The organism is Pseudomonas ekonensis (genome assembly GCF_019145435.1).
Lineage (GTDB): Bacteria > Pseudomonadota > Gammaproteobacteria > Pseudomonadales > Pseudomonadaceae > Aquipseudomonas > Aquipseudomonas ekonensis.
The window spans coordinates 2,648,552-2,671,670 of the sequence record NZ_JAHSTS010000001.1; the positions used below are offsets into that span (position 1 = coordinate 2,648,552).

A 23,119-nucleotide genomic window follows, 5' to 3' on the forward strand; every position below is an offset into this window, starting at 1 on the left:
TCCCTGTCAGGAAGCCGCCCCGATGCCCGACGCCGCCAATCTCTACCTGTTCATCGTCGCCTCGTTGCTGTTGCTGATCGTGCCCGGCCCGAACATGACGTTCGTCACCAGCCATGCGCTGGCCCACGGCCGGCGCGCAGGCCTGGCCGCTGCGTTGGGCATCACCGTGGCCGACGTGCTGATGACCCTGGCGGTCGGCACCGGGCTCGGCGCACTGGTGATGAGCTGGGCGCCCGCCTTCGACTGGCTGCGCTGGGGCGGCGCCTGTTACCTGATGTGGCTGGCCTGGCAGGCCCTGAAGACCGCCCCTGAAGACCGCGAAGCGCAGACGACGCAGGCCTCACTGCGCAAGGTGTTCGCCCAAGCCACGCTCAACAGCCTGTTGAACCCCAAGGCGCTGCTGTTCTTCATGGTGTTCCTGCCGCAGTTCGTCACCCCGGGGGGCGACAACATCACCCTGCAACTGCTGTTTCTCGGCGTGCTGTTGGCGCTGATCGCCTGGGTCTTCCACGCCCTGCTGGCCTGCGGTGCCGGACGCCTTCACGGCCGCATGTCCGCCAGCCGGTTGTCCAAGCGTTGGGGGCGTTACGGCCTGGCGGCGGTCATGACGGCCCTGGCAGCACGGGTGTTGCTCCTGGGACGGCCGGAATAGGCAGGCCCGCTGGAATCATCTGGCCACCCTTTACACCGTCCCCGCAGCGTCTAGCCTTACCATGCCGTGGGCAGCGGAGATGAAACGCAACATGGACACCCTGAGCAAGAATGAACTCGAAAGCGTGCTGCTGGATCGTCTGCCGCAGTGCGCTGTCGCGTGCTCGATCAACGAGGACGGCAGCCTGTCCGTCGAGGTGACAGGGCCGGACGGGCATCAGTTCACCATCGCCAGCATCGACCGGTCGAAGTACCGGGACGACGCCGGCATCAACAGGCTGGCCAGGGAGATCCTCCAGGAAATGGTCCTGTCGCGGCAAACATCCCATCTTCATTGACGGTCCCGCCCTGCCACCGGTCAGCCGACCTGCACCTTTGCCTGCGTCCGACGTTCCAACGCGGTATGCCCTGGCTGACAAGAGGTGTGTGCCATGAACAGAAAGATCACGGTGCTGACGCTGGCCGGTCTGCTGTCGTCCTGCCCGCTGTTTGCGATGGCGGCCGAGAAGGCCGCGCAAGAATCCGCCGTTCCCCCCAGCGCCGTGCCGGGCCTGAACCAGGGCGGCTCGGCCGCCGGAGACGACAAGGCCGACAAGAAAGGCGAGGAAGCCTCGGGATCGAACTCCGGAGCCGATCCGAATACCCAGAAAAGAGACGCCGAATCATCGGACGAAGGGACAAAGCAGGACGGAAGCTGAGCCTGTCCTTTTTGGCTTCGGCTCGAACCCGGGGGGTCTCGACCGTCCGTCGCTGATTTGCCAATAATTCTCAACTTAATTCACACCGCTCGGCTCCCAATTGAACGGAACGTCACGCCTCGTCGTTCATCTGGAGATGCCGCCATGCCTGCTTATCCCCGCCCACCCTTCCCGCCTCAGTCGCAACCGGTTCCGGGCCGCCAGACGCTGATGGATCCCCGCCCGGACTGCGGCGAGCAGAGTTACCGCGGATCGGGCCGGCTGGCCGGCAAGGCCGCGCTGATCACCGGCGCTGACAGCGGCATCGGCCGCGCCGTCGCCATTGCCTTCGCCCGCGAAGGGGCGGACGTGGCGATCGCCTACCTCGACGAGCACGAAGATGCCCAGGAAACCGCCCGTTGGGTCGAGCAGGCCGGCCGCCAATGCCTGCTGCTGCCGGGCGACCTGGCCCGCCGGCAGCAATGCCTCGACATCGTCGCCCGCACCGTGGAACGCTTCGGCCGCGTCGACATCCTGGTCAACAATGCCGCATTCCAGATGACACATCCCACGCTGGCCGACATCAGCGACGAGGAATGGCAGATGACGTTCGATGTGAACATCACGGCGATCTTCCGCCTCTGCCAGGCCGCGGTGCCACACATGCCGGCGGGCGGCTCGATCATCAACACCAGCTCGATCAACTCCGACGCGCCCAACCCGACCCTGCTCGCCTACGCCACCACCAAAGGCGCAATCGCCAACTTCACGGCAGGCCTCGCCCAATTGCTGGGCGAGCAAGGCATCCGGGTCAACAGCGTTGCGCCCGGCCCCATCTGGACACCGCTCATCGTCTCCACCATGCCGCCGGACAAGGTGACGCATTTCGGCGACAACACCCCGCTGAGGCGCCCGGGACAGCCGGTGGAGGTGGCGCCGCTCTACGTGCTGCTGGCCAGCGACGAGTCCAGCTACGTGTCCGGCTCGCGGTTTGGCGTGACCGGAGGCAAACCGATCCTGTAGACCCCATGCCGGCCTGCCGGCGCACGCTCCCACTTTCGCCCCATCAGGAAACGCATCATGCCCAGTCCCCGCCAGCACACCCAGACCCGCGCTTGCCGTGAGTTCGCCCTGCAACAGAACCAGCGCCTGATCCGCCAGGCCCATGCCCTGAATGCAGAAGCCTTCGCGTTGATCGCCAACGTCCGCACGAACGTCGACACCTTTGAGCAGTACCACCTGTTGCGCAACAAGGCCGAAGAGAAGTTTCAGGAGGCCAAGGAGCATCTTCGCCTGGTCAACGAAACGTTTGCCGAGCCTGCCGCACCGGCCGATCGTCCCCGACCGTTGAGCGCAGGAAAACCCCGTCAGGCGATCGCCCATGAACCCGTCCTGCGCCTCACCGGGCGCTGAACCACTGCCGGCCCGCCGTGCCCAGTGAGAGAGATCCGCCAATGAGTGAACCCCACCGCTTCTCGATATCCGCCCTGGAGGCCGCCTTGCAGGCGCAGACGCTGCCGCCGGCCTTGACGCCCCGGGCGCTGGCGCACGTCCTGCTGACGCTGTGCCGCAGCGGCCTGGACGACTTGCCGATGCCCGGACAAGGCAGCACGCTGCTGCGCTGGCAGGCCCTGGCAAGGGTCGCGGCGTTCGACCTCAGCCTGTGCAAGCTCTATGAAGGGCACACCGATGCGCGGGCGATCATGCATCACTGGGCGGCACCCGCCCTCCCGCCCGGCAGCACATGGGGCATGTGGGCCGCCGAACCGCCGCAAGCCAAGGTCACCGTCCAGGCCCCGCGCCACGACGGCCGCGTGCGCCTGCACGGAGTCAAGGCCTGGTGCTCCGGCGCGACCACCGTCAGCCATGCCTTGCTCACGGCCTGGAATCCGGACGGCCAGCAGCAACTGGTGGCGGTCGCGCTTGATCAACCCGGCGTGCACGTCACCGGCAACGGCTGGCAGGCCGTCGGCATGGCGGCCACGCGAAGCGTGGAGGTGCAGTTCGACGGTGCGCAGGCCCATCCGGTCGGACCGCCAGGCGGCTATTTGGCGCGGGCCGGCTTCTGGCACGGCGGCGCCGGCATCGCCGTCTGCTGGTTCGGGTCGGCGCAGGTCATCGCGGAAGCCTTGCGCAAGCACTGCACCCGCAGCGAAGACCCGCACGGCCTGGCCCACCTGGGCGCGGTGGACTATTCGCTCCACTGCACCGCCAACCTGCTGCGCGCCACGGCGCACTGGATAGACCGTCATCCCACCGCAGACGCCCTGCTCCCCGCACAACGCCTGCGGGCCCAATGCGAACACAGCGCCGGACAGGTGATCAGCCATGCGGGACGGGCGTTGGGGGCCACCGCCTACTGCCGTGACGCCCATCTGGCCCGCCACTTATGCGACCTGCCGGTGTACCTGCGGCAAAGCCACGCCGAGCGCGACCATGCGGCGCTGGGCGCGGTCGCCGCCCGCGAGCGGCCGGGGAGCTGGATGCCATGAGCGCCAACCCCATCACGGGACAAGGCACCTCACCCGAGGCCTGGCAGGCTTCGCGCCGGCTCGCCGAGGTCACGCCGGTTCAGGCGCAGGCGCTGGTGCCGAACGGGTCGCGCGCGGTCATCGTCTCGCCCCATCCGGACGACGAAGTGCTGGGCTGCGGCGGACTGCTGCAGGCGCTCGCCCGCGAAGGCCGGCACATCCTGCTGGTGTCGGTGACCGACGGCGAGGCCAGCCACCCCGGATCCGCCTGGTGGACGTCGGGCCGCCTGCGGGCGACTCGTCGGCAGGAAAGCGCGCAGGCTCTCGCCCGTCTCGGCATCCCGGACGAGCGGCTGACCTGGCTGCACGGCGGCTTTCCCGACACGGCCGTCGCGCAGCACGAACAGCCGTTGGCGGATTTCCTGGTGGACTGCCTGCGCCCCGGCGACACCGTTTTCACCACCTGGCGCCAGGACGGCCATTGCGACCATGAAGCCGTCGGCCGCGCCAGCGCCGCAGCGGCAAGACAGGTCGGCGCGCGCGTGCTTGAGGTGCCCATCTGGGCCTGGCACTGGGCCGCTGCGCAGGATCCCCGCATCCCGTGGCGGCGCGCCCGCAAGGTGTTCCTGGACGAGGCCGTCCTGGCGCGCAAGCGGCATGCGGTGCAGGCCTTCGCCAGCCAGACCGAACCCGATCCGGCATCGGGCAACCCTCCCGTGCTGACGCCCCGCACCCTGGAGCGTCTGTTGCACGACTTTGAAGTGGTGTTTCTATGAGCGTCGCCAATGCCTATTTCGACCATCTGTTCAGTCGCAGCCCCGATCCCTGGTTCATGCGTGAACGCTGGTACGAACGACGCAAGCGTGACATCGCCCTGGCCGCGCTGCCGCAACGCCGCTACCGCCGGGGCTTCGAGGCCGGGTGCGCCAATGGCGAGCTGAGCGTCAGGCTGGCGGAGCGTTGCGACAGACTGCTGTGCTGCGACGTCTCGGCCCTGGCGGTCAAGCTTGCGGCCGAGCGCCTTCACAAGGCCGACCATGCCCGCGCCTATCAGGCCCGCGTGCCTGACCAATGGCCGGGCGGCGCCTTCGACCTGATCGTCATCAGCGAGCTGGGTTACTACCTCGACGCGGCGGACCTGCGCCGGATGGTCGAGTTGGTGAGGGCCGCGCTCACCGCCGACGGCGCCCTGCTTGCCTGCCATTGGCGCCATCCGGTTGCGGTGTGCCCGCAGACCGGCGACCAGGTGCATGCGTGTCTGTACGAACACCTGCACCTGAGCCGTTCGGTGCGCCACGAGGAAGCGGACTTTCTGCTGGAGGTCTGGGAAGGCAGCGACCTGTCCGTCGCCGACCGCGAAGGCCTGACGGAGCGCACGCCGTGATCGGGGTCGTGGTGCCGGCCCACAATGAGCAAGCGCTGCTGGCCGACTGCCTGAGCGCCCTGTGCCTGGCGGCGTGCCATCCCGGCCTGGCCGGGGAAACCGTACGGGTCCTGCTGGTGCTCGATGACTGCGTCGACGGCAGCGGAGCCGTCGCCGCAGATGCCGGCATCGAGTGCCTGAGCGTCAGCGCCCGCAATGTCGGCTATGCCCGCGGCATCGGCGTCAGCCATTTGATCGCCTTGGGCGCACGCTGGATCGCCTGCACCGATGCGGACAGCGAAGTGGCACCGGACTGGCTGGTGGCCCAGCTGTCGCTTGACGCGGACATGGTGTGCGGCACGGTGCACGTGCGCGACTGGGGCGGAATCGGCATGGCGATCCGGCAGCGTTACGCCGACGCCTATACCCACGCGGAGAACCATCGCCACATTCATGGCGCCAACCTGGGCTTTTGCGCCGTGGCGTACCTGCGGGCCGGCGGGTTCAAGCATCTGCCGGTGGACGAGGACGTGTGCCTGGTCAAGGACTTCGAGCGCTCAGGCGCCAGCATCTCCTGGAGCCAGAGGCCGCGGGTGGTCACCAGCGCACGGCTGGAGGGGCGGGCTCGGGACGGTTTTGCCGGCTACCTGCGAAGCCTGGTGCGCGGCGAAGAAGCCGGTTCAGGCTAGCCGCCTCATGCCTGCTTCTTGAGGCCCAATTGTTTGCGCATCACTGCGGTGATCGACTGGCGCACGTCGCCGTACCCGGCCCAAGGGTCGTCCACCTCACCCAACCGCTGCGCCAGGTTGAACAGGGTCCATTGTCCGGCGCCTTTGATGTCCGCCAGTTCGTCGCGGTGGATCGGCACGGACACCGGCAGCCCCTCGCGGGCCCGCAGCGAATACGCGCAGGCGGTGGTGGCGCCGCGGCCGTTGCGCAGGTAGTCGATGAAGATCCTGCCCACACGGTTTTTCGGCCCGGAGACCGCCGAGATCCGCTCGGGGAACAACGCGGCCAGGTGCTGAACCATCGCCTGACTGAAAGCCTTGACCTCATCCCAGCCCGCCCGGCGCACCAGCGGCACCACGACGTGCATGCCCTTGCCGCCGCTGGTCTTGAGGAACGCCTGCAGGCCGAGCTCATCGAGCAGGGTCAGCGTCAGCCCGGTGGCCTCGACCATCATTTTCCAGGGCAACGCGGGATCCGGGTCGAGATCCAGGATCAGCCGGTCCGGCTTGTCGAAGTCCTTGGCCGTGGCGTTCCAGGTATGCAGTTCCAGCGTGTTCATCTGCACCGCGCCCATCAGCGCCGGCAGTTGATTGAGGATGATGGCCACCTGCCCCGCTTCGGCCTTCGAGTACTGGCGCAGCCCGGGAATGGCCAGGTGCGCGGCGTGCTTCTGGAAGAACAGCTCGCCGGCCAGGCCGTCCGGCGCACGCACCAAGGCCACCGGGCGCCGGGCCAGGTGCGGCAGGATCCGGTCCGCCACCTGGGCGTAATACTCAGCGACCTGACCCTTGGTGGCGCCGCTGCTGGCGTCGACGATGCGGTCGGGATGGGTCAGGTGCCAGCGGCCGCCGGCCGGGCTGCCCTTGGCCTTCGCCGGCGCCGGGCGTTCCGCCGCCACAGCGTCGGCCGGTTTGTCGTCGCGCAAGCCATGGAACACCGAATGGCGCACCACGCCGTCACGGGTCATCTGGCCGTAAGCGACTTCGGCCAGCAGTTCAGGCTTGACCCAGTGCACCTCGCGGAGCGAAATACCGGCCGGGTTTTTCTTCAACGGGCTGCGGCTTACCGTCAGCGGTTTCAGGCGCGAGTGGATGTGCTGCAGAGTCGTGGCGCTGAACCCGGTGCCGACCTTGCCGGCGTAGCGCAAGGTGCCGCTGTCCTGGTCGTGCAAGGCCAGCAACAGAGCGCCGAACGCACTGCGGGTGCCCTTGGGTTCGGTGTAGCCGACGATCACGAACTCCTGTCGCTGGCTGCACTTGAGCTTGATCCAGTCGGGGCTTCGGCGGCCGACATAGAGGCTGTCGGCCCGCTTGCCGATCAACCCTTCAAGCTTCATGTCGCAGGCACTCGCCAGCAAAGACGCGACAGGCTGGTCGAAGGACTCGGAGTAGCGCAGCGGCGCAGCCTTGTTATCCGTGAGCAAGGCTTGCAGTGCAGCGCGGCGCTCCTTCAGGGGTCGGTCACGCAGATCCTGGCCGTTCAGGAAAGGCGCATCGAAAACGTAGTAGACGATGCGTGCGTCGGCGTGCTCATCAAAGGCGTTCTGCAACGCCTGGAAATCGGCGATGCCGTCATCGCCGACCACCACCATCTCGCCGTCCAGCCAGGCGGACTTCAGTCCGAGTCTGGCCAGCACCCGGGCCTGCCGGGGCATCTTCGCCGTCCAGTCCAGCCCGCTGCGGGTGAACAGCTTCACCTGCTTGCCGTCGATCCGGGCCAGCATGCGGTAACCGTCGAACTTGATCTCGTAGCACCAGTCACCCGGCGGCGGCGAATCCACCAAGGTGGCCAGTTCGGGCTTGAGCGAGGCCGGCAGCGCCGTGCGCGGTTCGGCCTTGCCTCTGGCCTTGCCTCTGGCCTTGGCGGTGGCCGCTTTCGGCGGCTGCGCGATCAGCGTGCGGTCGCTCAAGACGCTGTCCGGGCGCGCCTCCAGCACGTCGTAGTCGGCTTCGGCCCGGGCCTGGTCGTCATCGGACTTGACCAGCAGCCACTGCTCCTTCTTGCCCGCCAGCCGGGTGCGGAACAAATTCCAGGCGCCCGCCAGTTTTTCGCCCTGCAAGTGAAACCGCAACTTGCCCTTCGTGTAGCCTTCATGGGGATCGCCTTCGGGCACCCAGACGCCGCGGTCCCAGACGATCACATCCCCGGCACCGTAGTGGCCCTGCGGGATGTGCCCCTCGAACGTCGCGTAGTCCAGCGGGTGATCTTCGACATGCACCGCCAACCGCCGCACCGAAGGATCGAGCGAAGGGCCTTTGGGGATGGCCCAGCTCTTGAGCGTGCCGTCCAGCTCCAGGCGGAAGTCGTAGTGCAGGTGGCTGGCGTCATGCTTCTGGATGCAGAACTGCAGCGCCTTGGCCTTGCTGCCGCGCGCCCGTTTGCCTGCGGGTTCGGGAGTGGCGTCGAAGTTGCGCTTGCGTTGGTATTCCGTCAGGGGTTTGGCCATGTCACGGCTCCATGATCCGTCGGGGCTGCGTGGCTACGACGCCTTGCGGCGGGTGCGTTTGGGCGCTGGCTTGGCCTTGCCGCCGCCCAGGCTGCGCTTGAGCAGTTCGGTTAGGTCGACGATGTTGGTCTCTTTGCGCTCGGCGGCGGTGTCCGGCGCGGCCACCGTGGCGATCTTGCCTTTGCTCGCCTTTTCTTCGACCAGGGCCATGATGGTGTCCTTGAAGTCGTCCAGGTACTGCTCCGGCTCCCAATGGCTGCTCATGTCGTCCACCAGACGCTTGGCCATCTGCAGTTCCTTCTTGTCCAGCTTGGGCTGGGTGACGCTAGCGTCCAGTTCCAGGCCTTCGAGGCTGCGCACCTCGTCGGGCCAGCGCAGGGTGATCATCACCAGCGCATCCTCCAACGGGCGCAACAGCGCCAGATGCTGCTGCGTATGCAGCACCACCCGCGCCAGGGCGACTTTGCCCGAAGCGGTCAGCGTCTCCCGCAGCAGCGCGTAGACCTTGCCGCCGCGCCGGTCCGGGCTCAGGTAATAAGGCGTGTCGAAATGCTGGAGAGGAATCTCGTCGGCCGCGACGAAGGAGAAGATGTCGATGGTCTGGGTCGCCTCGGGCCGGGCTTTGCGGATCTCGTCTTCGCTGATGACCACGTAGCGCCCTTTCTCGAACTCGATGCCCTTGACGATGTTGTCCTTGTCGATCTCCTTGCCGCTGACCTTGTTGATCCGCCGATAGCCGACCGGCTCCATGCTGCGCTTGTCCAGCCAGTCGAAATCCAGCCGCTGGCTGACGACGGCAGAACTCAAGGACACCGGGATGTGCACCAGTCCGAAGCTGATCGCACCTTTCCAGATCGCACGGGCCATGTCGGTCTCCTGAATGAGTTTGAGGAGCGGTTTGTTGGGTGGAGCGTTCCGGGCATCGGGGAGTTCAAAAAGAATGCCGGTCGAACCGTGTCCGTAATCTGCAATGCCGGCCCACCGCGTTTCATGCAGGCTGCATGAAGGCCCTTTGCGACTGGCGCCTGCAACCCGCTGATTCGCTTGCCGCTTTCGTCAGCACCGGGTTGGCACGTCCTATGCGATGAATCAGCAATCACGCCTGTGATCCATTCATCCCAAAAGGTAAGCGCCATGAACGCCATCGACCTTCTTAAAGCCGACCACGAACGCGTCAAGGACATCCTTGCCCGCTTGAGCGAATCGACGGAACGGGCCTTGAAAAAACGCACCGAACTGCTGGGCAAACTGGAGACGGAAATCTCCATCCATACGCGCCTGGAAGAGGACATTCTCTACCCGGCCTTCAAGCAGGCCGGCAGCAAAGAACAGGACGTGATGTATTTCGAAGCCAAGGAAGAACACCGCACCGTCGATAGCCTGGTGCTGCCAGACCTCAAAGCCACCGACCCGGGAACGCCCGAATTCGCCGGCCGAGTGAAGGTGGTGCGCGAGCTGCTGGAGCATCACATCGAAGAGGAAGAAAAAGAGATGTTTCCCCAGGCCAGAAAACTCCTGGGCAAGGCCACGCTGGATGAGTTGGGCAAGCAGATGGAAAACCTGAAAGGCAAGCTCAAAAAAGAGATGGCCACCGAGCACATCGCGGCATGAGCAGGCGTCGCGAACGCACCGTCATCGTCCAGGATGATGTGGCGGCACAGGGGGCTGACGATGGGCAGTGATGTGCGCATCGGCATATCAGGCTGGCGCTATGCCCCTTGGCGAGGCGATTTTTATCCTGAAGGCCTCATTCAAAGAAAAGAACTCGCCTTCGCTTCGCGGGCCGTCAACAGCATCGAAATCAACGGTTCGTTCTATGCCCTGCAAACGCCCGACCGGTATGCGGATTGGGCCCGGCAGACCCCGGACGATTTCGTGTTCAGCGTCAAGGCGCCCCGCTTCATCACCCATGTCAAACGCCTGCGGGACATCGAAGAGCCTTTGGCCAACTTCTTTGCGTCGGGCGTGCTCCGACTACGCCGCAAGCTGGGGCCGATCTTGTGGCAGTTTCCGCCCAGTTTCAGGTTCGACGAAAACCTGTTCGACGAATTTCTCCGGCAATTGCCCCACACCAGCAACGCCGCCAAGCGCCTGGCCAAACACAGCCACGAACGACTGCACAAAGAAGGATACCTGGAGAGCGCCGCCGGACTGGCCGTGCGCCACGCGGTGGAAATCCGCAATGAGAGTTTCCTGACGCCGGCGTTCGTGGAGTTGCTGCGCCGTCATGACGTCGCGCTGGTGGTGGCCGACACCGCCGGCAAATGGCCCTGCATCGAGGATCTGACCAGCGACTTCGTCTACATGCGCCTGCATGGAGACAGGAAGTTGTACAGCAGCGGATACTCGGAAAAGGCGCTACAGCGCTGGCATGAACGCATTGAACTCTGGCGGCGGGGAAAACAGCCCGAAGACGCCCGTCTCGTGCTGCACAAGGCAGGCAGGCGGCGCAAGTCGCGGGATGTCTTCTGCTATTTCGATAACGACATCAAGGTGCGTGCCCCCTATGACGCGCACCGGCTGCTGGAAATGCTGGATCTGACCGCTCAGTTGTCCGTCACGCCCGGGACGTTGCCGGAGATGGATTCCCGCTTGCATGAAAATACCGACCCTGAACTACCAAACTTGAAATGATCGGATCAGAACAAGCAGCAAAGAGACATCACTCCCCCCCAACTAAATTGCCCTCTCTTTATACTTGAGCAAAATTTTCTCTATCATCAACGAGCGAATGCGAACCGCTGGAACTCCATACTCTTCTTCAAATTCCTTAGAAAGCTTTCCGACACTGACAACCTCGCCCTGGTATTCAATTTTGACTTCATCCTCCCAAGTCAAGGTAGACAGGTACTCATCCCGCATCTTCTCGTATGCGTTGGACCAGTACTCAGTGCCCAAACTGACTTTTTCTATGGTCTTCTGTTTCACCCTAAATGTTTTATGCGTGACGTTACCCCGCCTTCGCGACAGGTTTTCTTCCGCAACAAACGTGTCAGTCACATCCGAATCTTCCGATGAAGTAATGAAACAGGGGTCATACATCAGCTCGTCGCCGATAATAATAACCTGCTCAAGCGGCCTTTTAGCCCCGCCCTCAGTTTTCACGACGTCCATTTTACCGACCTGCTTACCACTCCCATCCGATGCCGATTGCATGTTCCACTGATGGCTCGGAGTGCCCGCACCGCTTCCCATAGAGGCATATCTAAAGGTTGACTGGAATGGATAATTTTTTTCGCGGTCAGTTTCGTAACCATTCTGCAAGTTCCCCTTGTTTACAACATTGACATCTGACATCACTACCATGCCGCGCTCACCGTAATACAGGCCAGCCTGTTGGGCTGCGAGCCTAGATATGCCGAATCCTGCAATCGCCTGATCGCTTCGCCATGCAACAATTCCGACACCAAGCTGCGCCATGGCCTCCCCAAGATATTTCACATAGCTTTTTGCCTCACTTTCATGAACAACCAAAAACGTGGGCCGCTCTTCAGCGTGCGCAGCCCACAACAGTTCCTTACAAAACTCAACATCACTTAATAACTTCGGACAACCTATTGACGGAACAGTCATGACCTTCCGATTGACTGCCTTGCAACGAGGCTCGAGCAGCATGTCAAAACAAAACTTTAATCGAGGAGTCCCCCGCCGCAGCCGCAATTCTTCGCACGCTTTGCGATTCAGAATTCGCGAACAGCTTACGGGTTGATACTTCATCGCACCTTGACCACGATTAATATGATACCGGGCAACATAAGAGCACTTTGCTACAGCCCCGGAGCTTGCTGACTCCAGAAATTTTTCAGGCTTGTCAGGATAGCCGAGCCCAAGTTCTATGCTGAACTCATCTTCCAGCACTTCCATTGAATCGTTTTCGGCACTAGGGCACTCTTCCATAATGATGGGTTCGCCTTCATCTCCCTCGTAATAATCCTCATAGACCGACTCAATATCCTCCATCATTCTCATAGATCTGGTATCTTCCATGGCATCGTGCTCCTGAAGTGCCGCTAAATACGAAATTCGTAGATCCTGTTGCAGGTGCCGTCGCTCGGCGGTGTTATTTCTTTTCCCCCCAACACCTCAACCAATCGTATTGACGGCACATTCGTTCGAGCTATTTCCGTCAGAAGGCTCATGGAATGACATTTCCTGCTCAGATGGTTAAGTAGCTTTCCGACGGCTGCGGTAGCGACACCATGTCCCCAAAAGGGCCTCGCGACCCAATAGGCGACAGAGGAAAAGAGCCGTTCTTCACGCAAGGTGATTGCGCCGACGCACCCAGCCTCCGGGTGGCTGATGGCGTACGCTTCGCGCCCCTCATCGGCACTGACTGACCTGATGTGCGCCTGAACCTGCTCCAGGCTTGTGTACGGCCGCATTCGGCCAAGCTTCCAGACATCAGGATGGAGCGCGTGGCGAAAGTAGGAATCGGCATGGACTGACGCCAAGGGCTCAATCGATATCGAAGGTGAATCCAGTGTGAAGGCATGCGCCCGTTGTGGTGACCGCCATTCTGGTTGCGCATCGAACGGAAACGGAATCTGCGCTCGGGTGACGATATCGAAGTCAGTGGCACACGCCCATCCATCTGGCGTCATGCCGTCGAACAGAGGTGCCATGAGCCTGTCCATGCCCTGCCCGCTTGTTTCCAGTTTCTCTCGCACGGCGGAATAATCTGCAAACAAAGGCCCGATGATGAAAGACAACCGAACGAACGCTCGAAGATCCGCAACCGATCTCACTGAATATTGCTCGGACTTCTCTAGCGCGGTCCTTAAACGGGCATCAATCTCCACCGCAGATAATCCCATCAAATTGTGCGGCGCCGTTTTCTCCAGATCCTTGACTACCCGTCTGCCGAGCTGCTCCCGCGCACCGCGGTCGAACGCTTCCATTTGCTCGCGTCTGATCATAAGCATTCAAGTGCCCGTCCCTAGCCTGTCCAGCCTTTTTTCTTAAGGTTTAAGCTCCACAGAATAGTGGCACCCAGCCATTTTGCAGACTATCTTGACCCCGTCGCACTCAAGGCCTAAGCAGCCTGGCACCTGCGTTCATCGGAACGACTGGCATTCACCGTTGAGCCATAAGCAGTGTCAGTTTTCATGAATGGATCTCACACCCGCATGATTTCGTCATGCGATTCCAGGAAGGAGCCCAAGGCATGCTCGATTCCAACGTGACGCATATCACCTTCAATCTCGAAGGCATTTCAAACGATCTCCAGGTCTTGGGTTTCGTTGGCCGCGAAGCCCTCAACCAACCTTTTTGCTTCGACCTCGAACTGGTCAGCGCCCGTCCCGACCTCCCGCTCGAAGAGCTGCTACACAAGCCCGGCGTCCTCACCTTCGGCGCCACCGGCGAGGGCACGATCCATGGCCTGGTGTACCGCATCGAGCAAGGCGACTCCGGCCGCACCCTCACCCGCTACAGCCTGAGCCTGGTGCCGCAGCTGGCCTACCTGCGCCACAACCACGACCAGCAGATCTTCCAGCACCTCACCGTGCCCAAGATCATCGCCCGGGTTCTGGAGGACCGCGGCATCCTCGCCGACGCCTACAGCTTCCAGCTCGGCGCCGAGTACCCCGAGCGCGACTACTGCGTGCAGTACGACGAGTCCGACCTGCACTTCATCCAGCGCCTGTGCGAGGAGGAAGGCATCCACTTCCATTTCCAGCACAGCGCCGGCGGCCACAAGCTGGTGTTCGGCGACGACCAGACCGTGTTCCGCAAGCTCAAGCCGGTCAGCTACCAGCAGGACTCCGGCATGGCCGCGGACAAGCCGGTCATCAAGCGCTTCAACCTGCGCCTGGAGACCCGCACCAGCCGCGTCGCCCGCCGCGACTACGACTTCGAGAAGCCCAAGATCCTGCCCGAGGCCGCCGCCAAGTCGGCGTTCATGCCGGATCTTGAGGACTACGACTACCCCGGCCGCTTCACCGCCCGCGAGCGCGGCAAGCAGCTGGCCACCCGCGCCCTGGAACGCCACCGCAGCGACTACGCCCTGGCCGAGGGCAAGGGCGACGAGCCGACCCTGGCCTGCGGCCACTTCCTGACCCTGGCCGAGCACCCGCGCGCCGAGTGGAACGACCTCTGGCTGCTGCTGGAGGTGATCCACGAGGGCAAGCAGCCGCAGGTCCTGGGCGAGAACGTCACCAGCGACGTCACCGACGGCAAGGACGACTTCCACCAGGGCTACCGCAACACCTTCCTCGCCACCCCGTGGGACGCCCACTACCGCCCGGCCCTCGAACACCCCAAGCCCCGCGTGCTCGGCAGCCAGACCGCCGTCGTCACGGGACCCGCCGGCGAGGAGATCCACTGCGATCAGTACGGGCGGATCAAGGTGCAGTTCCACTGGGACCGCGACGGCCAGGCCGACGACAAGACCACCTGCTGGCTGCGCGTGGCCAGCGGCTGGGCCGGCGCGGCCTACGGCGGCATCGCCATCCCCCGCGTGGGCATGGAGGTGCTGGTCACCTTCCTTGAGGGCGACCCCGACCAGCCGCTGGTCACCGGCTGCCTGTACCACAAGGAAAACGTCGTCCCCTACGACCTGCCCGCGAACAAGACCCGCAGCACCTTCAAGACCTTGAGCTCCCCCGGCGGCAAGGGCTACAACGAACTGCGCATCGAGGACCGCAAGGGCGCCGAGCAGATCTACCTGCACGCCCAGCGCGACTGGGACGAGAACATCGAGCACGACCAGCGGATCCGCATCGGCAACGAACGCCACGACACGGTCGAGGCCAACGCCTACAGCGAGTTCAAGGTCGAGGAGCACCGCATCACTCATCTGAATCGCATCAGTGAAATGCGCGCCGACGACCACCTCACCGTCGCAGTGACCCAACACGTGAAGGTCGGCACCGGGCAGTTCGTCGAGGCCGGCACCGAGATCCACTACCACGCCGGCGAGAAGGTCGTGGTCGAGGGCGGCATGGAGCTGACGGCCAAGGCCGGCGGAAGCTTCGTGAAGGTGGATGCGGGGGGCGTGACCATCAGCGGGGCCGAGGTGAAGGCCAATACCGGCGGCGCGCCGGGGGTGGGGAGCGGGATTGCGGTGTTGGCGCCCGTCATTCCATGGGCAGCGGACCGGGATAAAAACGGGCAACTGTTGAAGCCCGCCACGGTTGCCGGGCCGCCCGAGGCGTCTGTACCTGCCCCCACGATCGCCGAGCGCAAGCAGGCCCGCCTTCAACGTCAGAACAGCCAGGCCCTGACCCTCAAACGTGCGGCCGAAAACGGCACGCCCTTCTGTGAGGTCTGCTCATGACCAACGCCCTTCCTGAGTTGGATCTTGGCCTGGTGACATGGCTCATGGGCGAACTGTGGAGCGAGGGCGTTCACCCCGGCGCGCCGCAGGTTTACGCATTGCTCGACGGCGCACGAGACGAGCGGATCGAACCCATGATCCGTACAAGCGAGGCCGAATTCATCTGCCTGTATGCCGGCAAGCTCGAACCGGCGCTGTCCGCGGCCGCCCCCTACCTGGTTCATCTCGACCCGAACAAGCCGTTCACCGGCGCACTGCTGGATGCCGGTTGGGGATCCAATTGGGGCTACTTTATCGTTGCGCCGGCCGACGTATCCCTTCGCCAACTACGACGCCACTTTCGAACATTGCTCAAGGTCGAGGATTTCGCAGGCAACCCGCTGGTGTTCCGCTTTTACGATCCGAGGGTGCTGCGCACGTACTTGCCTACCTGCCTGCCGGAGGAGCGTTCCGCGCTCTTCGGCCCTTGCCTGCTGTTCATGGCGGAAACCACAACGGCCGGTTCGCTGATTGCCTATCCAGCCGTTGCGTCCGCCTCTGCCGAGGCCGGCGGGCATGTGCGCACGCTGCCTTCGCTCAAATGAAGTGAACGCTTCAAAGAGACTACCCCCCCCACAACGGCATTCGAAAAGCAGCAAAAACCCGCCGGAGCGGGTTTGTTGAATGCTGTCAGTACGTAAGCATGGTTCGGGTCGATTGACCGTCGACGACCTTTATGCGACTTGCGATCCGGCCGCCCTGTCGGGTCACACCGCCGTAAAGCGATGGAGCCTCCCAGCTCACCTCGGCACTGACAAAATACTGTCCTGCAGGCAAATCTGTGAATTTGAAGTTGCCCCCTCCGTCCGCTTGGGTGGTTCGGACAAAAGGAATCTGTCTGGGATCCGACGGTGCAAGCGGCTTACGTTGAACGAATGAGACGTCATGCCACTGTTCTGAGTAGCTGGTGACAGGGACCAATGTGACCTCTGATCCGGCACCGAACTTCACGTCGCCGCCCCGGGTCTTCAGGAACGCCTGCCCTTCAACAATTCCGGTTCCTTTTGCAGGAAGCCTTGAATACTCCTCAACCGGGAATGGAATTCGCTGAACCGGCTGAGGGGTCGTAGCGCACCCGGAAAGCAATGCAACACAGAATGTTACTACCGAAAGTTTTCTTATCACGCGAGTACTCTCCTTGTAGACGGAGGCAATCTAACATCATCCGCAGCGGGCACCAAAACTTGCCGCACAAGGCACTGCGCTGACGACAGGCAGATCCAACGCAATAAAAAACCTGGCTCGAAGGCCAGGTTCACCGGGTTGTACGTCTGATGGCGATGAGATTTTTTGGCGCACGAGGAATCCGATCCTCGTCACTGGCACAATCCCCTCACCTTGACCCTTTCGGAGGCCACAATGCTTCGCGTGTTTGAACGAATGCTGGATCCTTTCCCACCCGATGAGGCACCGCCTCCGCCGGTAGGCCTGGCTCGGTTCCTGTGGGCCTGCACCCGCGGCGCCCGGGGTTATGTCCTTGCGCTCGCCCTGCTGAGCGCCGGTGTGTCGGTGTACGAAGCCTGGCTGTTCGCCTTTCTCGGGCAAGTCGTGGATCTGCTCGCCACCTGGCAGGCCGGCGGCGCGGTGAGCGACCAGGAAACACAAGTGCTGTGGGGCATCGGCGTCGTGTTGCTCACCAGCGTCGGGCTGGTGGCCCTGCGCACGATGGTGCAGCACCAGATACTGGCGATCAACCTGCCGCTGAGACTGCGCTGGGACTTCCACCGGCTGATGCTGCGCCAGAGCCTTTCATTCTTCGCCGATGAGTTTGCCGGCCGTGTCACGACCAAGGTGATGCAAACGGCGCTGTCCGTGCGGGAAGTCTTGTTCACCGTCATCGAAATCGCCCCCGGCATCGGGGTCTACTTCATTGCGATCATCGCCCTGGCCGGCGGCTTCGATCTCAAGCTCATGCTGCCGTTCATCGCGTGGGTCGCCCTGTTCGGGCTGGCCATGCTGTATTTCGTACCGCGCCTGGGGCAAGTCGGGCAGGAGCAGGCCCACGCCCGGTCCTCGATGACAGGACGGGTTTCGGACGCCTACAGCAACATCACCACCGTCAAACTGTTCTCCCACTCCAAACGGGAGGCCCATTTCGCACGCGCGGCGATGGAGGACTTCAAGCAGACCGGGTTTCGCCAGATGCGCCTGGTCAGCCAGTTCGAGATCGTCAACCAGGCGTTGGTGGTGGCGCTGATACTCGGCGCCGGCGGTTATTCGCTGTGGCTGTGGCACCACGGCGAAGTCGGCACCGGGGCGGTCGCCGCGATCACCGCCATGGCGTTGCGCATCAATGGCATGTCGCACTGGATCATGTGGCAAATGACATCGCTGTTCGAAAACATCGGCACCGTTCAAGACGGCATGGCCACCCTGACCCGCGGGCCAAAGGTGCAAGATGCGCCGAACGCAGGCGTGCTGGTGCCCTTCGGCGGCGCAGTGACCTTCGACAAGGTGCGTTTCACCTACAACGGCGAACGCCAGGTCTTCGACGGACTGAGCCTGAACATCCGCCCGGGCGAAAAGATCGGCTTGGTAGGCCGCTCCGGCGCCGGCAAGTCGACGCTGATCAATCTGCTGCTGCGTTTCCATGACGTCGACAGCGGCGAGATCCGCATCGACGGGCAGAACATCGCCAAAGTCACCCAGGACAGCCTGCGCAGCGCCATCGGCATGGTCACGCAAGACACCTCCCTGCTCCATCGCTCCATCCGCGACAACATCGCCTACGGCCGGCCGGACGCGACCGATGAGCAGATCCGCCTGGCCGCCGCCAACGCCCAGGCCGACGGTTTCATCCGCCAGTTGAGCGACCGGCAAGGCCACACCGGCTACGACACCCTGGTGGGCGAGCGCGGCATCAAGCTGTCCGGCGGCCAACGCCAGCGCATCGCCATTGCCCGCGTGATGCTGAAGAACGCCCCGATCCTGTTGCTCGACGAGGCCACGAGTGCCCTGGATTCGGAAGTCGAAGTCGCCATCCAGGAAAGCCTCGACGAAATGATGCAGGGCAAGACCGTCATCGCCATCGCACACAGGCTGTCCACGATCGCGGCCATGGATCGCCTGATTGTCATGGACGAGGGGCGTATCGTCGAACAAGGCACCCACGCCGAACTGCTCGAGAGGAACGGCATCTATGCCCGGCTCTGGCAGCATCAAAGCGGTGGGTTCCTGGGTGAAGACCAAGGGTTGGCGCAGGCGATGGAATAGATGAGCGATCAGCGGCTCAGGAACTTCACAAAAATCAGTTCAGGGTCGCCCGGATCGAGATTCTCGACGACGCCGCTCGCCTGAAACCCGGACTGCGCCAGCAACTGGCGCATGGGGACGTTCGACGCATTGGTAGACGTGAAGATTTTCTCAGCGCCCGTGACGCGCTCCAGATGGGCCACGATCTGCCGCCCGACCCCGCAGCGCCTGTGGGCGGTGGAAACCACCACCAGCGAAATGAACCATTGCCCGAAGAAGCCTTGGTTCAGGCAGCCATAGCCGACCGGAACGCGTGCGTCGAGTGATCCGAGGGCAACCCAGCACTCGGACGAGCCCACAGCCGTTTCGATCAATGCGCGGCGGCCGGCATCGGTTGCCGCCAGCGGATCGAGGCGGTAAAGGCTCTCCAGATCGCCCGGCACCGCTTGCCTGATAACCCTGTGCATAATCGTTTCCCTCCGGTTGGACAGGCGGGAGTGTACTTCAGCTTGGAATCGATGACGGTTCAGCGAATTGCGGAAGCACTTTCCTCTTTGCGGAACAAAAACAAAAAGGCTTGCGTGAGAAGTCTCACGCAAGCCTTTGATTTGTATGGTGCCCGAAGCCGGAATCGAACCGGCACGCCCTTACGAGCGGGGGATTTTAAGTCCCATGCGTCTACCAGTTTCGCCATTCGGGCGGTAGCGCGGTGTCGCTTTGTGTCTTTGCCCTTCTCCCGATCCGGCAGAAAGAGCGGCTGCACAGCAGACGGGGAAATATATACATCACTTCCCTGTGAAGCAAGTTGGCATAAGCCGTTTTCAGGTCTCAATGTTGCCAGCGCTGAAAATAAAAAAGCTCCGTAAATCATGGATCTACGGAGCTTATTTAAAGTGGAGGCCGAGGTCGGAATCGAACCGGCGTAGGTGGATTTGCAATCCACTGCATAACCATTTTGCTACTCGGCCTCAAAACATTTGCTGTCTAGTAGCACAACAACAAACGTGTACAAATTGGAGCGGGAAACGAGACTCGAACTCGCGACCCCGACCTTGGCAAGGTCGTGCTCTACCAACTGAGCTATTCCCGCTTGGTGTGGCGCATTCTATAGATTTAAGAAGCGCCGTCAACCCTTTGATTCAAAAAAGTTTTATTTTTTTTCCACATCGGTCTTCAGGTGTGGCCAGGCAGCCCGCAGGTACTGAACCATCGACCACAGCGTCAGGCCGGCGGAGACCATCAGCAAGGCGTAGCCCAGCAGGACCCAGAAGCTGAAGTCCTTCGGATTGGCCAGCAGGATGACCAGCGCGAGCATCTGCGCGGCGGTTTTCCATTTGCCCAGGTTCGAGACGGCGACATGGGCGCGGGCGCCCAGCTCCGCCATCCACTCGCGCAGCGCCGAGACGACGATTTCGCGGCCGATGATGACGGCGGCCGGCAGCGTCAGCCAGAAGTTGCCGTGTTCCTGCACCAGCAGCACCAGGGCCACCGCCACCATGAGCTTGTCGGCCACCGGATCGAGGAACGCCCCGAACGGTGTGCTTTGCTTCAGGCGGCGAGCCAGGTACCCGTCAAGCCAGTCGGTTGCCGCAGCGAAGGCGAACACCGAGCTCGAAGCCAGGTAGCTCCACTGGTAAGGCAAATAGAACAGCAAAATGAAGATCGGGATGAGCAGGACGCGGAGTACGGTGATCAGGTTTGGGATATTCATCGACACAACTGGCTACGAGGTGAATGGGCATATTACTCACTATGCAGGTTCGCATAAATCGACTCTGCAAGCTTTTTGCTGATGCCCGGTGCTTTGGCGATTTCTTCGATGCTTGCACGAGACAGCTCCTGCAATCCACCAAAATGTTTCAGCAAGTCGCGGCGGCGGGTCGGCCCTACCCCGGCGACGCCTTCCAGCGTCGAGGTGCGGCGGGCCTTGCCGCGCCGGGCCCGGTGGCCGGTGATCGCAAACCGGTGGGCTTCGTCGCGGATCTGCTGGATCAGGTGCAGCGCCGGCGAGTCGCCGCGCAAGGTGAACTCATGCGCCGCATCATTCAGATACAAAGTCTCGAAGCCTGCCTTGCGGGTCGCGCCCTTGGCCACCCCGAGCAGGATCAGGTCCGGCACGGCCAGTTCGTTCAGCACGTCGCGGGCCATCGACAGCTGCCCCTTGCCGCCGTCCACCAACAGGATGTCCGGCAACTTGCCCTCCCCGTCCTTCAGCTTGCTGAAGCGCCGGGTCAGGGCCTGGTGCATGGCGGCATAGTCGTCACCGGCCGTCACGCCTTCGATGTTGTAGCGCCGGTAGTCCGACTTGATCGCCCCCTCGGGGCCGAACACCACGCAAGAGGCGACGGTCGCCTCGCCGCTGGAATGGCTGATGTCGTAGCACTCCAGGCGCTGCGGCGGTTCGTCCAGGTTCAGCACGTCGGCCAAGGCCTCGAAGCGTGCGGCGACATGCTGCCGGTTGGCCAGTCTCGCGCCCAGGGCCTGCTCCGCGTTGGTCACCGCCAGTTGCTGCCAGCGCGCCCGCGTGCCGCGCACACGGTGGCTGATGGTCAGCTCCCGGCCGCGCAGCGTGTGGATCGCCTCGATCAGCGCCGGGAAGTCGTCGTGCATCACGTTGACGATCAGCTCGCTCGGCAGATCCCGCTCCGGGCTGCTGATGAAATACTGGCCCAGGAACGCCGACATGACCTCGGAGACATCCTCCTCGATCCCGACCTGCGGAAAGAAGTTCTTGCTGCCCAGGACCCGCCCGCCCCGCACGCTGATCAAATGCACGCACGCGCCGCCCGGGTTGACGAAAGCGGCGATGACATCGATGTCGCCGGTGCCGCCCTCCATGCTCTGCTGATCCTGAACCCGGCGCAGCAGCGCTATCTGGTCACGCAGCTCGGCGGCATGCTCGAACTCCAGATTGATCGCCGCCTCTTCCATCGCCGTGGACAGCTCATTGGTCAACGCATGGCTGCGCCCCTCGAGGAACATCACCGAGTGGCGCACGTCCTCAGCGTACACCTGCGGCTCGACCAACCCGACGCAAGGCGCCTTGCAGCGCTTGATCTGGTACTGCAGGCACGGACGGGTGCGGTTCTTGTAGTAGCTGTCCTCGCACTGACGCACGAAGAACGTCTTCTGCAGCAGGCTGAGGCTTTCGCGGATCGCGCCGGCGCTGGGATAGGGGCCGAAGTACTTGCCCTTGGCCTTCTTGGCGCCACGATGGATGCTCAGCCGCGGAAACGGGCCGTCGGACAGGAACACATAGGGATAGGACTTGTCGTCGCGCAACAGGATGTTGTACGGCGGCCGCCATTCCTTGATCAGCGTCTGCTCAAGCAGCAGCGCCTCGGTTTCGTTGGCGGTGATGGTCGTCTCGACCTGGGCGATGCGGCCCACCAGCGCGGCGGTCTTCGGCGCGAGGCCGGTCTTGCGGAAATAGCTGGCCAGGCGCTTTTTCAGGTTCTTGGCCTTGCCGACATACAGCAGGCGCGCGTCGCTGTCGAACATGCGGTACACGCCGGGGCGCCCGCTGACGGTCGACAGGAAGGCGCCGGAATCGAATGGGTCGGCCATGGTCAGAGGCTGGCGTCCACCATGCCGTGACGAACCGCCAGCAGCGTCAGCTCGACATCGCTGCTGATCGAAAGCTTCTCGAAGATGCGGTAACGGTAGGTGTTGACGGTTTTGGGCGACAGGCACAGTTTGTCGGAAATGATCTGAACCTTCTGACAGCCGACGATCATCAACGCGATCTGGATCTCACGCTCGGACAGGGCGTCGAACGGCGAGTCGTTGGTGGGCTGAAAGGACTTGATCGCCAACTGTTGGGCAATCTGCGGGCTGATGTAGCGCTGACCGGCGAACACCAGGCGTATGGCCTGCACCATTTCCGCCAGGCCGGCGCCCTTGGTCAGGTAACCGGCGGCACCTGCCTGGAGCAACCGCGTCGGAAACGGGTCTTCCTCGCACACGGTCACCGCGACCACCTTGATGTCCGGATGGCTGCGCAGCAACTTGCGCGTGGCTTCCAGGCCGCCGATGCCGGGCATCTTGACGTCCATCAGCACCACATCGGGCTTCAGTTCCCGGGCCTTGATCAGGGACTCTTCCCCGGACTCGGCCTGCCCGACCACCTGCAGGCCATCGATATCGGCCAGCATCCGTGTAATGCCTGTACGAACGAGATCATGGTCATCGACCACTAGCACCCTAATCAAGCAGACACCTCGCGAAACGGTCTTATTGAGTTGCCGGACACCTTAGCAAAAAAGTACCGGACAG

At 63.0% G+C, this 23,119-nt stretch carries 22 protein-coding genes and 3 tRNA genes; 14 read left to right on the plus strand and 11 right to left on the minus strand.

Annotated elements, in window-relative coordinates:
* Positions 1-22 precede the first annotated feature (22 nt).
* From KVG96_RS11700 to KVG96_RS11740, 9 genes are all read left to right on the plus strand, one after another.
* A complete protein-coding gene (locus KVG96_RS11700) occupies positions 23-652 on the plus strand; it encodes a LysE family translocator (protein ID WP_217892208.1) in 630 nt (209 codons plus the stop codon).
* A 91-nt stretch (positions 653-743) separates the two neighbouring features.
* Positions 744-989 (plus strand): DUF1652 domain-containing protein, encoded by a 246-nt coding sequence (locus KVG96_RS11705; protein ID WP_217892209.1) that lies wholly within the window; start codon positions 744-746, stop codon positions 987-989.
* Between the two features lie 93 nt (positions 990-1,082).
* Positions 1,083-1,349 carry a hypothetical protein gene (locus KVG96_RS11710; protein ID WP_217892210.1) on the plus strand — a complete coding sequence of 89 codons (267 nt, stop codon included), beginning with the start codon at positions 1,083-1,085 and terminating at the stop codon, positions 1,347-1,349.
* A gap of 144 nt (positions 1,350-1,493) precedes the next feature.
* A complete protein-coding gene (locus tag KVG96_RS11715) occupies positions 1,494-2,351 on the plus strand; it encodes an SDR family oxidoreductase (protein WP_217892211.1) in 858 nt (285 codons plus the stop codon).
* Between the two features lie 57 nt (positions 2,352-2,408).
* Positions 2,409-2,741 (plus strand): hypothetical protein, encoded by a 333-nt coding sequence (locus KVG96_RS11720; RefSeq protein ID WP_217892212.1) that lies wholly within the window; start codon positions 2,409-2,411, stop codon positions 2,739-2,741.
* 41 nt (positions 2,742-2,782) lie between these two features.
* A complete protein-coding gene (locus tag KVG96_RS11725; RefSeq protein ID WP_217892213.1) occupies positions 2,783-3,820 on the plus strand; it encodes an acyl-CoA dehydrogenase family protein in 1,038 nt (345 codons plus the stop codon).
* The gene (locus KVG96_RS11730; protein ID WP_217892214.1) at positions 3,817-4,575 is read left to right on the plus strand and encodes a PIG-L deacetylase family protein; all 759 of its coding nucleotides are present in this window, start codon (positions 3,817-3,819) and stop codon (positions 4,573-4,575) included. Before KVG96_RS11725 ends, KVG96_RS11730 begins: the two co-directional genes overlap by 4 nt.
* The gene (locus tag KVG96_RS11735; RefSeq protein WP_217892215.1) at positions 4,572-5,183 is read left to right on the plus strand and encodes a class I SAM-dependent DNA methyltransferase; all 612 of its coding nucleotides are present in this window, start codon (positions 4,572-4,574) and stop codon (positions 5,181-5,183) included. The genes KVG96_RS11730 and KVG96_RS11735 overlap by 4 nt, the downstream gene beginning before the upstream one ends.
* Entirely contained in the window at positions 5,180-5,851 is a 672-nt protein-coding gene (locus KVG96_RS11740) for a glycosyltransferase family 2 protein (protein WP_217892216.1), read from the plus strand. Before KVG96_RS11735 ends, KVG96_RS11740 begins: the two co-directional genes overlap by 4 nt.
* 5 nt (positions 5,852-5,856) lie before the next feature.
* Here KVG96_RS11740 and ligD read toward each other — a convergent pair whose 3' ends face one another.
* Positions 5,857-8,337: a DNA ligase D gene (gene ligD / locus KVG96_RS11745; protein WP_217892217.1), complete on the minus strand. Its 2,481-nt coding sequence runs from the start codon at positions 8,335-8,337 to the stop codon at positions 5,857-5,859.
* Between the two features lie 33 nt (positions 8,338-8,370).
* A complete protein-coding gene (gene ku, locus KVG96_RS11750) occupies positions 8,371-9,204 on the minus strand; it encodes a non-homologous end joining protein Ku (protein WP_217892218.1) in 834 nt (277 codons plus the stop codon).
* Between the two features lie 267 nt (positions 9,205-9,471).
* On the opposite strand from ku, the gene KVG96_RS11755 reads away from it, so the two are divergent.
* Together KVG96_RS11755 and KVG96_RS11760 are read left to right on the plus strand one after the other, a co-directional pair.
* A complete protein-coding gene (locus KVG96_RS11755; protein ID WP_217892219.1) occupies positions 9,472-9,948 on the plus strand; it encodes a PA2171 family ribosome-binding persister protein in 477 nt (158 codons plus the stop codon).
* 60 nt (positions 9,949-10,008) lie between these two features.
* Positions 10,009-10,971, plus strand: a complete 963-nt coding sequence (locus tag KVG96_RS11760; protein WP_217892220.1) for a DUF72 domain-containing protein — start codon at positions 10,009-10,011, stop codon at positions 10,969-10,971.
* A 42-nt stretch (positions 10,972-11,013) separates the two neighbouring features.
* Here KVG96_RS11760 and KVG96_RS11765 read toward each other — a convergent pair whose 3' ends face one another.
* Both KVG96_RS11765 and KVG96_RS11770 read right to left on the minus strand, forming a co-directional pair.
* Entirely contained in the window at positions 11,014-12,324 is a 1,311-nt protein-coding gene (locus tag KVG96_RS11765; protein WP_217892221.1) for a hypothetical protein, read from the minus strand.
* A gap of 23 nt (positions 12,325-12,347) precedes the next feature.
* Positions 12,348-13,235 carry a GNAT family N-acetyltransferase gene (locus KVG96_RS11770; protein WP_217892222.1) on the minus strand — a complete coding sequence of 296 codons (888 nt, stop codon included), beginning with the start codon at positions 13,233-13,235 and terminating at the stop codon, positions 12,348-12,350.
* A 266-nt stretch (positions 13,236-13,501) separates the two neighbouring features.
* Here KVG96_RS11770 and KVG96_RS11775 point away from each other — a divergent pair, with 266 nt between their 5' ends.
* The 3 genes from KVG96_RS11775 to KVG96_RS11785 all read left to right on the plus strand — a co-directional run bounded on the left by KVG96_RS11775 (position 13,502) and on the right by KVG96_RS11785 (position 18,865).
* Positions 13,502-15,613, plus strand: a complete 2,112-nt coding sequence (locus tag KVG96_RS11775) for a type VI secretion system Vgr family protein (RefSeq protein WP_217892223.1) — start codon at positions 13,502-13,504, stop codon at positions 15,611-15,613.
* Positions 15,610-16,197 carry a DUF4123 domain-containing protein gene (locus KVG96_RS11780; protein ID WP_217892224.1) on the plus strand — a complete coding sequence of 196 codons (588 nt, stop codon included), beginning with the start codon at positions 15,610-15,612 and terminating at the stop codon, positions 16,195-16,197. The genes KVG96_RS11775 and KVG96_RS11780 overlap by 4 nt, the downstream gene beginning before the upstream one ends.
* A gap of 814 nt (positions 16,198-17,011) precedes the next feature.
* Positions 17,012-18,865 (plus strand): ABC transporter ATP-binding protein, encoded by a 1,854-nt coding sequence (locus tag KVG96_RS11785; RefSeq protein WP_217892225.1) that lies wholly within the window; start codon positions 17,012-17,014, stop codon positions 18,863-18,865.
* An 8-nt stretch (positions 18,866-18,873) separates the two neighbouring features.
* Here KVG96_RS11785 and KVG96_RS11790 read toward each other — a convergent pair whose 3' ends face one another.
* From KVG96_RS11790 to gacA, 7 genes are all read right to left on the minus strand, one after another.
* Complete coding sequence (locus KVG96_RS11790) at positions 18,874-19,311, minus strand: GNAT family N-acetyltransferase (protein ID WP_217892226.1); 438 nt, start codon at positions 19,309-19,311, stop codon at positions 18,874-18,876.
* A 146-nt stretch (positions 19,312-19,457) separates the two neighbouring features.
* Positions 19,458-19,544, minus strand: a tRNA-Leu gene (locus KVG96_RS11795).
* Between the two features lie 194 nt (positions 19,545-19,738).
* Positions 19,739-19,812, minus strand: a tRNA-Cys gene (locus KVG96_RS11800).
* 46 nt (positions 19,813-19,858) lie between these two features.
* Positions 19,859-19,934, minus strand: a tRNA-Gly gene (locus KVG96_RS11805).
* A 60-nt stretch (positions 19,935-19,994) separates the two neighbouring features.
* Positions 19,995-20,555: a CDP-diacylglycerol--glycerol-3-phosphate 3-phosphatidyltransferase gene (gene pgsA, locus KVG96_RS11810; protein WP_085582590.1), complete on the minus strand. Its 561-nt coding sequence runs from the start codon at positions 20,553-20,555 to the stop codon at positions 19,995-19,997.
* Between the two features lie 32 nt (positions 20,556-20,587).
* Positions 20,588-22,411, minus strand: coding sequence for an excinuclease ABC subunit UvrC (gene uvrC, locus KVG96_RS11815; RefSeq protein ID WP_085582566.1), 1,824 nt, complete (start codon positions 22,409-22,411; stop codon positions 20,588-20,590).
* Positions 22,412-22,413: 2 nt separating this feature from the next.
* On the minus strand, positions 22,414-23,055 hold the full coding sequence (gene gacA, locus KVG96_RS11820; protein ID WP_085582564.1) for a response regulator transcription factor GacA: 642 nt from the start codon (positions 23,053-23,055) through the stop codon (positions 22,414-22,416).
* Between the last annotated feature and the right edge of the window lie 64 nt (positions 23,056-23,119).

Coding starts and splice junctions, on each gene's coding strand:
- KVG96_RS11725 (WP_217892213.1), top strand. CDS start 2,783: ATGAGTGAACCCCACCGCTTCTCGATATCCGCCCTGGAGGCCGCCTTG.
- KVG96_RS11760 (WP_217892220.1), top strand. CDS start 10,009: ATGGGCAGTGATGTGCGCATCGGCATATCAGGCTGGCGCTATGCCCCT.
- KVG96_RS11765 (WP_217892221.1), bottom strand. CDS start 12,324: ATGGAAGATACCAGATCTATGAGAATGATGGAGGATATTGAGTCGGTC.
- ku (WP_217892218.1), bottom strand. CDS start 9,204: ATGGCCCGTGCGATCTGGAAAGGTGCGATCAGCTTCGGACTGGTGCAC.
- KVG96_RS11705 (WP_217892209.1), top strand. CDS start 744: ATGGACACCCTGAGCAAGAATGAACTCGAAAGCGTGCTGCTGGATCGT.
- KVG96_RS11735 (WP_217892215.1), top strand. CDS start 4,572: ATGAGCGTCGCCAATGCCTATTTCGACCATCTGTTCAGTCGCAGCCCC.
- KVG96_RS11790 (WP_217892226.1), bottom strand. CDS start 19,311: ATGCACAGGGTTATCAGGCAAGCGGTGCCGGGCGATCTGGAGAGCCTT.
- KVG96_RS11780 (WP_217892224.1), top strand. CDS start 15,610: ATGACCAACGCCCTTCCTGAGTTGGATCTTGGCCTGGTGACATGGCTC.
- ligD (WP_217892217.1), bottom strand. CDS start 8,337: ATGGCCAAACCCCTGACGGAATACCAACGCAAGCGCAACTTCGACGCC.
- KVG96_RS11730 (WP_217892214.1), top strand. CDS start 3,817: ATGAGCGCCAACCCCATCACGGGACAAGGCACCTCACCCGAGGCCTGG.
- KVG96_RS11720 (WP_217892212.1), top strand. CDS start 2,409: ATGCCCAGTCCCCGCCAGCACACCCAGACCCGCGCTTGCCGTGAGTTC.
- KVG96_RS11715 (WP_217892211.1), top strand. CDS start 1,494: ATGCCTGCTTATCCCCGCCCACCCTTCCCGCCTCAGTCGCAACCGGTT.
- KVG96_RS11775 (WP_217892223.1), top strand. CDS start 13,502: ATGCTCGATTCCAACGTGACGCATATCACCTTCAATCTCGAAGGCATT.
- uvrC (WP_085582566.1), bottom strand. CDS start 22,411: ATGGCCGACCCATTCGATTCCGGCGCCTTCCTGTCGACCGTCAGCGGG.
- KVG96_RS11710 (WP_217892210.1), top strand. CDS start 1,083: ATGAACAGAAAGATCACGGTGCTGACGCTGGCCGGTCTGCTGTCGTCC.
- KVG96_RS11770 (WP_217892222.1), bottom strand. CDS start 13,235: ATGGAAGCGTTCGACCGCGGTGCGCGGGAGCAGCTCGGCAGACGGGTA.
- KVG96_RS11785 (WP_217892225.1), top strand. CDS start 17,012: ATGCTTCGCGTGTTTGAACGAATGCTGGATCCTTTCCCACCCGATGAG.
- pgsA (WP_085582590.1), bottom strand. CDS start 20,555: ATGAATATCCCAAACCTGATCACCGTACTCCGCGTCCTGCTCATCCCG.
- KVG96_RS11700 (WP_217892208.1), top strand. CDS start 23: ATGCCCGACGCCGCCAATCTCTACCTGTTCATCGTCGCCTCGTTGCTG.
- KVG96_RS11755 (WP_217892219.1), top strand. CDS start 9,472: ATGAACGCCATCGACCTTCTTAAAGCCGACCACGAACGCGTCAAGGAC.